Below are 11,761 nucleotides of genomic sequence, written 5' to 3'. Positions count from 1 at the left end.
AAATGAAATTTCTACTTACCTTATTTAGTTTAATTTTAGCATTTAATATACTGTTGGCTCAAGAGGATTCTTTTAGCCCTAAAACACCAGTTGTACCAGAGACTTATGCTTTTGCAAAGTACGATAATATCCCGGTTAATTATTCTACTGGTGTTCCTAATATTTCTATACCTATTTATAGTTCCCAAGCGAAGGGTAGTCCATTTTCTGTAAGCTTAAGGTACCATGCAGGTGGTATAAAAGTTCAAGAAAGAGCTTCTAGGGTCGGTTTGGGTTGGTCTTTAGATTTTGCTAGATCTATTACAAGAGAAGTAAGAGGCTTGGTTGATGAGACAAACAATGGATGGTTTAATGGAAACTTTAATGCTGAGGCATATATACAGTTAAGTGAGGATGACAAGAGAGCAACACTTTTTGACATTATTAATGGATTAGTTGATAGTCAACCTGATATTTTTAATTACTCAACCAATAATGGAAGTGGTAAATTTTACTATAGTGAATATGATGTAGTAACTTTTATGCCTCACAGTAAAATTAAGGTAGAGAAAGTTGAATCAGAACAAAATGCATTTGGTTTTATAATCACTGATGTAGACGGAACCAAGTATTATTATGGTATTTCAGCTGACAAAACAAGAGAGGCAATAGATAATTCCGTTTCTAGGAGTTATTGTTATGCTACTGGTTCTTCAGGATCAGGATTTCCTAATACCAGTACTCCGATATTAAATAATTGGCATTTAATGACCATTATAGATGCTAATGGTATTAATAAAACATCATTTTTTTATGAGCCTATCCTGGGTTTTGATAATTGTAATGTAGGCAGTGAAACAAAGATCATTGGCCCCGCTGGTCAAAAAGGAACCATCTGCTTTAGTACATCAACAACAACTACTTATAGAATAAAAACTATCGAATCTTCAATTGAAAAAGTAAATTTCCACTACGAATTTGATAGGGTAGATATAGCCGGAGATCAAGCCTTAAGTAAGATTGAAATAAAAGATAAAGGAGATAACTTATTAAAAAGTTACTTATTGAACTATGATTACTTCCAAAGTACTAATCTACAAGATGAAATATGGCAATGTGATCAATATTTGACTGTCGAAGAGAGATTAAAGAGATTAAAATTGACTTCAATTAGAGAGGTAAGCCCCAGTGGCCTTGAAAAACCTGACTACCAGTTTAAATACAATACGAAAATCAATTTGCCAGATATCCTTAGTTTTAGTAAAGATCATTGGGGATATTATAATGGAACAGATAATACTACTTCTGTGCCAGAATTCCAATTGACTCAAACTTTGGTGTATGCGGGGGCAGATAGAACACCATCAGAGGATTATACAAAAGCAAATATTTTGGAGGAAGTTACTTATCCTACTGGTGGTAAAATTAATTTTAAATATGAGCTGAATAGGGTATTAAGTTCTTCTCAAAGTACTTTAGAAAATATTGAACATATAGTGGCCTTAAGTGGAAATTCTATTGATCAATTGCAAACCAAAGTATTGGAAATAGACCACGAACAAAATATTCCAATATATTTTACTGGTGTCCCATGCCTTTATGATGAAGATGGAAACCCTAGAATCGATTGTTTTATTAGAGCAAAAATAGTGGGAGTGGATAACGATACCGATGTTGATATCACTCATTTAAACTCAATTTATCTTACAGAGGGTAACTACAAAATAGAAGTAGAAATTTCAGGAGACCCTGCCAATGAAAACTATAGAAATTTTAGTTTAGCTACCACTATTAAAAAGAGAGTTGATGCAACAGGAGGAGAGGGTTTCTATTTACATGGTGGTTTACGGACAAAGGCCATCGAATATAAAGACGCATCCTTAGGGATAAATAGGACTGAATATTTTGAATATCTAAATGGTTATGCAACTGGATCACTAATTTACGAATATCCTTACAGGGCTATAGGGGATGCGTGGGCTTGGGGAAAAGCAAGAACATCTTCTTCTAATGTTTCTATATCTAATAATGGAACTGCCATAACCTATCAGTATGTAAGTTCAAGGAATGCTTTAGATTCTGCCAATGGTTATACTTTGTATGAATATGATGTTGAACATATTACGAATAGTAATAGAATTGCCAATGCGGAGGATGCAGCTGCTAACTATTTTGAATTTCCGTTTCCTCCACTCCCTTCTAATATTTGGCAAGGAAAATTATTATCTAAATCTGTTTTCGAAAAACTCAATTCTGATTATAAACTAAAGAGTGAAGAGTTTAATTTTTACGAAGAGGAAAAGTTTAATCAATTCAATAATAAAGCAGTAGTTGCTAGATCAAATGGTGATATGGATAAAGATAGAAATTATCCAGGGCATTCAGATTATGAAGTTTATACGCTCAATTCTGCAAAGTTATTTCTCAAATCCAAAAAAATATTTAATTATGATATAGGCGGTGAATCAACCGAATTAACCGAAGAGTATACCTATGATCTAAATGGTAATTTGGCCCTCGATAGTAAAACTGTTTCTTATAATAATGAAACTTATTTAAAGGAGTATCAATATGCCGAGGATAATTTTGGTGTGTCAGCTAATAATGAGATGATTGATAGGAATATGATTCAACAACCTTTAAAGATTATCAATTACAGAAATGGAGTAAAAACAAACAGTATTGAAAAAAGCTATTCTATCAAGAATAATATCATATACCCACAAAAGAAGCGTATTACTAATTTCAACGAATCGTCAGAAGCATTTTCAGAAGAAATTTATGATATAGATCAAAATGGAAATATAAATTATGTTATAGGAACAGATGGAATTGAAAAATCCGTCATTTATGGATATAATAATCAATTAATTATTGCTGAAGTAACAGGTGCAAAACCAGAAGAAATATTCTATACAAGTTTTGAAGATGATCCAAGTGCAGTCATAGGTGAATCAAAAAGTGGTCATAAATATTTACCAGCTAATTCATTTAACCTTCCTTCATTAACTAACTCTGAAAATCCGTTATTACTCAGCTATTGGGCATATGTAAATAATAATTGGCAATATGTAGAAAGGGATTATACTGGTACTGGAGATTTTATAAATGAATCTAATGCAAGCAGATTAGATGAAGTAAGAATTTATCCTAAAAAGGCTCAAATGAGAACCTTTATACATAAACCACTTGTCTCAATTAATCAAGTTTTAGATGTAAACCAAAAATCAACTTCTTATGAATTTGATCCTCTTAACCGTCTGAAAAGCATATATGATGATGACAAAAACATTCTTAAATTATTAGATTATAATTACAAATTGAAATGAACGCCAAAACCTTAATTTCAACTCTAGTCCTATTTTTTATTTATTGTTTTCCAGCAGTATCTCAATTTGGAGGTGGTGGTGGATTTGGAACACCTCCTGTTGCCCCAGTAATTTACGTGACCAAAAATCCTGTTTGTTATGGAAGTAATGTCAGTTTTAAAATTCAAGGAAAAACCTGTGGTGGATCAAGTAGCTTTAATTATACAATAAGATGGTTTGCAAGCTCCAGTAGTAATACAATACTGTCAACTGGAAATTGTTACACTGTCAATAATGTAACTTCAACAAAAACTATTTATGCAGAGGCGCATGACTTAGGTACTGGGTTAAAAAGTAACCGTGTTTCTTATACAGTATCTGTAATATCAAATTCTGCTCCCTCTGCAAATAATAATAGTAGATGTGGTAATGGTCAAATTGATCTTAACGTTAATAGTCCTTCAGGCACCTATAGATGGTATACGAGCAGTGGAACATTAATAGGTTCTACCAATGTATCAGGTCATCAAGTTTTAAATAATGGTGCAACATTAAGAATCACTAATTTAACTAGTACTAGCAGTTATTCTGTGGCTAAGTATTCAAATGGATGTGAAAGTTCAAGAAGAAGTGTAACTGCTACACGGCATCCATTACCTGCAGCGCCCAATTTTAGTTATAGTAACGGGAGTTCGTTTTGTGGATCTGGCTCTACAACTATTTCAGCGTCTTCCTCAGGGGCAGTTGAATTTAGATGGTACACAACATCGAGTACTTCTTCTTCATCTACAACAGGAAGTAATAAATCAGTCTCAGTTTCCAATGGTGGTAGTCAAAGTTATTGGGTAAGAGCAAAAAATTCACAAGGATGTTGGGGGCCAATGAAAAAAGTTACTGTTACTTCTTATGCATTACCTTCTGCACCTAACGTAACAAGTAGTAATGGATGGTCTTTTTGTGGAAGTGGATCAACAACCTTGAATGCTTCATTATCAGGAGCTGTTGAATATAGATGGCATACGACATCTAGTACATCCTCTTCTTATACAACTGGAAGTAGTAAATCAATTAGTGTATCAAACGGAAGTAGTAAAAGTTTATGGGTAAGAGCAAAAAGTTCACAAGGGTGCTGGGGACCAATGAAAAAAGTAACAATAAACTCTAAATTCAAACCTTCCACACCCTCTTTTAGTTCTAATAATGGGTTAACCATAACGGGACCAGGTTCTACCACAGTTTATGCATCTGCTTCAGGAAGTATTTCACAATATCGTTGGCATAATACATCAAGTACTTCTTCTCCCTATTATACAGGCAATAGCAGATCTGTTACACTTACTAATGGAGAAAGTAAAAGTTATTGGGTAAGAGCTTACAGTACAGACGGGTGTTGGGGTAGTCTTAAACAGGTGACTATTCGTTCCACACCTTTACCTCCTTCAAATCCAATAGTAATAGCAAGTAAAAATCCAATATGTTTTGGTGATAATGTAAGTTTACAGATTCAGGGGTTAAGTTGTTCTGCAGGTAATGCTCTTAATTATGCAATTAAATGGTATAACGCAAGTGGTACTTATGTAGGTACTGGTAATTGCTATACTCTAAATAATCTTACGTCAAATACAAAAATGTATGCTGAAGCATTTGATGGATCAACTGGGTTAACAAGTGCAAGAATTCCTTACACAGTAAACGTAGTACCCAATACTGCTCCTACAATTTTTAGCAGTAGTAGGTGTGGACCTGGATCAATCGACTTAACTGTAAGTAATGGGTCAGGTACATACAGGTGGTATAAATCAGATGGTAGTTTAATTTCCCCTACTAGTATTGATGATTTTCAGTATATTAATAATGGAATTACTTTAAGAATATATAACTTACTAAACTCTTCTAGTTTTAAAGTAACAAAAATTTCAAATGGTTGTGAAAGCCTTGCGGCAACAGTAACAGCTTATATGTATGAAATACCACCAAAACCTAACTTGAACACCACTAATGGAAATCAAATATGTGATTCTGAAACAACAACGATAGTTCCTGATGCAGGAAGCGGTATAATTGAATACCGTTGGTATTCAAGTCAAACATCAACAAGTAAATTGTTTAGTGCGGATCAAAAAATTGTAAATAGTCCTACTACTTTTTGGGTAAGTGCTGTGAATAGCAATAATTGTGAGGGAGAAAAGCAATTGATTACTATAACTAATTATCCTAAACCTGTTCAACCAGAAGTCCAGAGCGTATCAAGTTGCGAAACTATAAGTGTAAAATTAAGAGAAAGTAATGAAGGCGAAAATGAACTAGAATCGGATTTAATTTGGTATTACGATAAAAATTTAACCAACGAGATACCAGCTAATGTTAGAATAAATCCTATAGAGGTTAGCGAAACTACAAATTATTATGTGGTTAGAACCAATGAATATGGCTGTTTTAGTGAGTATTCAACCCTAGCTGTTAACATTGTTATGCCTGCTGATCCACCAATTGTGTTAAACGATAATTATTCGAATTGTGGTCCTGATACTAATGTTGATTTTATCATTGATAATCCATCAGGAAATTATCAGTGGTTTGATGAAGATGGAGTTTTAATTGATGAGACACAAATCTCAAAATATCAAATATTAGACAATACCAGTCGATTAAGAGTTTTGAACTTAGACCAAACTTCTACCTTTTCAGTTGAAAAAATAGGATCTGTTTGCAATAGTGTACCCAACATCTTTACCGCCACTATCAATACTATACCAGATCCGCCCAACATTTCTAGTTCAAACGGAGTTGAATTTTGCGGAAATGATATAACAACCTTGGTAGCGAGTCACCCTGATCCTTCCATAACTTCATTTAAATGGAAAAACTCAAATGGTGAAGTAATATCAACAAATGAAATATTAGAAGTTTCAATTTCTGAGGGAGAAAATTTAACCTATTCATTAATTGCATTTAATGATGCAGGTTGTTCTCCAATTTCTGAAGATCAAATTACCTTAATTTCCAATCCATTATCCATAGGGCCTAAAGTAACAAGTCAAATAATTTGTGAGCCAGGAAATGTTACATTAAAGGTTGATGATGTAGATCCTAATTCACTAACGGAGACTTATAAATGGTATTCAGAATATAATTCACCCCATGATAATGTCTTTTTGGATCAGGGTGCTATATTAAGTGATGTATATGTAGAAACTGATTCAACTTTCTATGTCGTTACTGAATATTCAGATGGGAGATGTCCATCAATGCCATCGGCATTGAATGTTACCATCAGCGATGAAATAATTTTAGCCCCTACTCTAGAGGTTATTCATTGCAGAAATATTATTGATATTAATATTGTAAACCCAGTTAATTCAGGTCAATATCATTGGTATTATACTGATGATCAAGCTATAAATACAGATCTACAAAATCATATATATCTGTCAAATGATGCTACATCATTACAATTTAGAGATCTAAATACAGAGGTGAGTATAAAAGTATACTTAGAAACTGAATATGGATGTATAGGAGAAGTTAAAACTCAATTAATTAAACCAACGACTGAATTTAATCCTGAAATAAAAGAAGCAGTATATTTTGGTGAAACGGCATCAGGAAGAATTTCAGTGATTCCTAATGAATGTTTAACTTTTTATAATTGGTATGAAGATATCAATTCAACTACTGTATTAAGCAATAACTATAAATTAGAACTGAATAATATTAATGAATCACACATTTATTATGTTTCTACAAATTTCACAAATAATTTAGAATCTAATAGAGTTCCTGTTCAAGTTATAGTTTATCCTAAACCCTTGATAGAAAACTTATCTGATGATAATATCATTAGCTTAAATGAATCCAAAACTTTAAGAGCACAAAATGTTTATGACCAATATCATTGGTATAAGGATGGGAACTTAATAGTTGGTGAAAATACCAATACATTATTAGTTGAAAGTCCCGGTGATTACATATTGAAAGTAACTGTTTCTGATCCTGTTTCAAAATCAACCTATACCGAAGTTTTAAGCATAATTGATGAAAAAGAAACGCAAGAATTCAATTATATTGACGAAAGGGTAGTACGAAAGGGAAGTATCTTAGATGAAAATTCAGTTTATAATTTGAACGATACTGACCTAAATCATTCCATCACATATTTCTCTGATTTTGGAAAGTTTTTACAAAAGAATCAGATTAAAGCTTCTCCGAATTCAAACGACATTATAAATACAGTAGGGTATGATGCTTATGGTAGAAAAACAAAAGATTATTTACCCTATGCGGTAGATGTAAATGGGTTTTTTGATTTTAATGCGATTCAAGATCAATCGGGTAACTATATAGGTTCTAATCAATATAATTTTTATAACAACTCTAGCTCAGATGTAGTTGCTTCTTCTAATTATCCTTTCAACGAAACTATATTTGAAAATTCTCCTCAGGCTAGACCGATAATGAGTTTTGCTGCAGGTAACGAGTGGGCTAAAGATGGCGGATTGAGACCAGTAAAAAATGAATACCTTATAAATTATAATGATCAGATAATTGATTTCAGACTAGAAAACAATCTATTCGTGGTAAGTGGCGAGCATCCAAATGGAATATTTTCAAAAGTATTAACCACAAATGAAAATGGACAGAAAACCGTTAGTTTTACAGATTCCTTTAACAAAACGATATTAAAACGAAATTATCTATCAGAAACCGAATTTTTAGATACCTATTATGTGTATGATATTTATGATAACCTACGTTTTGTCATTCCACCAGAAGCAATTCGTCAACTTTCTGTATCTACAGGTTCATTTCCATCTGATTTACTAGATCAGTTCGTATTTCAATATCAATATGACGTCAGGAATCGCATGATAGCGAAAAAGGTACCAGGTGCGGAATGGGTTCATATGATCTATGATGACTATGACCGATTAGTTTTGACTCAAGATGGAGAACAAAGGAAGAAAAACGAATGGGCCTTTACAAAATACGATCAATTGAATCGACCTATCATTACTGGAATTAAAGAAATTAATAATACTGAACAGGGTTTAAGAGATTTATTATCAGGATCTGATTGGCTTCAAAATTATTCTGCATATGAAAGCTTAAATGGTAGTTATTATGGTTATACCTCAAACTCACTACCCAAAAACCTTAATTTGGATGAAATTCATACAGTAACCTACTACGACAATTACGATTTCCGTAATGAGGTATCATTAAATGATGCCGTTTATGACTACAAAAATCAAAACCTTAATAATGCATTTGAACAAAGCAATTTGGTGAAAGGCCAAGTGACAGGTAGTTTAACCAAAGTATTAGGTACCCAAGAAATGTTGGCTTCCGTTAATTATTATGACGAGCGCTATCGTCTAATTCAAAATATTACCGACCAAATTGATGGGATAACCATCATCAATTCTAGTTCCTATGATTTTATTGGGAATGTAATGAATACTAAAACAGACTATAGCCTTGAACAAACAAAATATTCAATACAAGAAAGCTTTGAATATGATCAAGCGAACCGATTGATGAATGTTCATCATGAATTATCCAAATCTGTTAATTGGCAAAATGTAATTGGTTATACAGTTGATGAAAATAATGATCTTACCCATACTGGTTTAGAACATTACGATAATACTTCAGCTCATACTGAAGTATTTATAGATGCAAGATCAGATGGTTTTATAGAAGTAAGGCCAGAATCCTACAGTAGGATGCTCTTTGGCTTAAATGATGCACCTGAAGGTACCTCTTATACGGATATGGAGTTTTGCATGTACACGGCTCCCAATAAAAATATTTATGTTTACGAAAGTGGAGTTAACAAGAAAAATATGGGGCGCTACTATCTGGGAGATGTGCTGAGAGTAGAAAAGAAGAATGGTCAAATCCACTACACAAAAAATGATGAAATACTGTACACTTCTTCTGTCAATGCTACCGGTGCACTTTACGGTGATGTCACGTCTTTTTATGTTGGTAATACCATCACTAATGCCATGTTCTCTATATCAGGCACCCAGTTGACTGCTTCCAATAAATATAACGAGTTAGGAGAACTCATCACAAAAGAGCTACATGAGGAAAGTAATGATGAATTTGCCCAAAGCGTGGACTACCGCTACAACATCAGAGGATGGCTCACTCGAATCAACAATGCTGACTTGAGTGCAGACAACACCAATGAAAAAACAGATTTGTTTGGAATGGAGTTAGGCTATACTGATAATTTGGGTACTGAAGCTAATGCTCAATTCAATGGAAATATTGCGGCTATGAAATGGGGTGGTAAAAGAAATGATGTAACAATAGAAGACCCTTTACAACAAAATACCTATGGCTATGCTTATGATCAATTGAATAGAATTACATCAGCGAGCTTTTACGAGGGACCTACACAAAGTAATAGTTCAAAATACCATTTAAGCATAAATGAATATGATTTTAATGGTAATATAAAGCAATTACAAAGAAGAGATCATACGGGTGCTTTAATGGATGACTTAAGCTATGATTATACTGATTCAGGAAATCAATTGAATGCAGTTTCAGATGCTGGGGATAAAAGTAATGGTTTCATAGATGGCAATATTTCAGGTAATGATTATAGCTATGATGAAAATGGCAATATGATTTCAGATGCTAATAAAAGCATCGCAAGCATAAGCTACAATCATCTAAACTTACCTTCTGAGGTTAACTTTGAAAACGGAGATAAAGTTGTTTATATTTATGATGCCTCTGGAATGAAACTTAGGCAAGAGCTGTATAAAAATAATACCCTGGAGAAAGCTACGGATTATATTGGTTCATTAATCATTGAAAATGATGAGTTGCAGTTTATTCAAACTGCAGAAGGTAGAGTAGTACCTAAAACAGTGGATGGTCAAGATAAAAACGAATACCAATATCATTTGAAAGATCATTTGGGCAATGTTCGCACTACCTTTGCAGTGCGGGATGATGACTACGCCACTGATTTTGAAACCACTCAAAACCCATATTTTGACAATTATGATCAAATCACCATCCTTACAAATCCTTTAAAGAAAAGCGGTAATTATGCTCACCGTTTAGCAGGAGGCGGAAGTGATGTAGTAGGTTTGATGAAAACCTTATACGTAAGCAAAGGCGATAAAGTAAGTGCGGAAGTGTATGGGAAGTATTTAGATGCTGCCTTTACCAATGATGAAATTAATGGCGGGGCTTTAATTAATGCCTTGTTGAGCATGCTGGGAGGAGGAACACTAACAGGTGAAGGAACGATCGTACAAGATAATCTTACTACAGATTTTGTATCAGCAGCTATGGCGGACGGAAGCGAGGAAAACAGCCCAAAAGCCTATTTGAACTACATTATGCTCGACCATAATTTTAATTATGTAAATAGCGGTTTTGAACGCTTATCGGAAAGTGCAGCAGATGATGGCACGGGAAGTGGCACGCACCAAAAACTCTCCTTCGAAGAAATACTAATTGAAGAGGATGGGTATTTAATGGTCTTTTTAAGTAATGAAAGCCAGCAAGCCGTTGAAGTATTCTGGGATGATTTTAAAGTGGAGCATCACTACAATGCGGTACTGCAAGCGGATGATTACTATCCTTTTGGTCTAACCTTTAACTCCTATCAGAGGAGCTACTCAAAGGCGAATAATTACAAGTACAACGGCAAGGAGGAGCAGGAAGAAACAGGGTGGATTGACTATGGGGCAAGAATGTATCAGCCTGATTTAGGGAGATGGAATGGAGTTGATAACCTAAGTGAGAAATATTCTGCATATAGTCCATATAATTATGTCCTGAATAACCCTATTGGAAATATTGACCCTGATGGAAATGAACCTATTAAACCTTTAGCTGGTACGGTTCAGGGGTTTGTTTCCTTCATGAATAATTTATCAACAGGTTTGGGAAAAACAAGAGGCAGTGATGCAAATGCTGGAATGCTAAGAATGGGTAAAACTAAGATGACCTTTAAAGGTCCTAAGCCAGCGAATACTGCTCCCTTTAATACTTCAGGTGGTAACCGATATATCTATACCAAAAAAGGTGGTTGGGTCGACATGGCGCACTTCATGTTTTATGCTGGTAGAAGTTATGGCTATAAGCAAAATGGAGAAGAACACCCTGTTGGTAAAGCATTACAAGATGGACTGTTGCAAGAGTTAGGTGATATGATTAATGCGGAGCATTCAGCTTTTAGTTATGAGGATTTACCTAGTGATAAATTTGGTGCACAATTTGGAGCAGATTTCTTTGACCCTGAAAGCGATCTGTCATTTGCTGAGCAGTTACAGAATTTCTTAGTTGATGTCTTGGGAGCGACTGATCCAGAAAATGCACCAAACTACGACAATTTGCCAGATGCGGATGACACATCTACACCACCAACCGAGACAAATATGTCTTCTGATCCGAAACACACAACAGAAGAAGAGAAGAAAGAGGATACAAAAGAATGA

The 11,761-nt window shown here is 34.1% G+C and carries 2 protein-coding genes; both read left to right on the top strand.

Annotated elements, in window-relative coordinates:
* Positions 1-2 precede the first annotated feature (2 nt).
* Positions 3-3,308 (top strand): hypothetical protein, encoded by a 3,306-nt coding sequence (locus QYS47_RS11270; protein WP_322346163.1) that lies wholly within the window; start codon positions 3-5, stop codon positions 3,306-3,308.
* Complete coding sequence (locus QYS47_RS11265; RefSeq protein ID WP_322346161.1) at positions 3,305-11,761, top strand: Ig-like domain-containing protein; 8,457 nt, start codon at positions 3,305-3,307, stop codon at positions 11,759-11,761. The genes QYS47_RS11270 and QYS47_RS11265 overlap by 4 nt, the downstream gene beginning before the upstream one ends.

This window comes from Marivirga arenosa (assembly GCF_030503875.2).
Taxonomy (GTDB): domain Bacteria; phylum Bacteroidota; class Bacteroidia; order Cytophagales; family Cyclobacteriaceae; genus Marivirga; species Marivirga arenosa.
This window is presented reverse-complemented; position numbering and strand designations above follow the sequence as displayed.

Bases quoted from the DNA above. Each gene is read 5' to 3' on its own strand.
- QYS47_RS11270 (WP_322346163.1), top strand. From the start codon at position 3: ATGAAATTTCTACTTACCTTATTTAGTTTAATTTTAGCATTTAATATA.
- QYS47_RS11265 (WP_322346161.1), top strand. From the start codon at position 3,305: ATGAACGCCAAAACCTTAATTTCAACTCTAGTCCTATTTTTTATTTAT.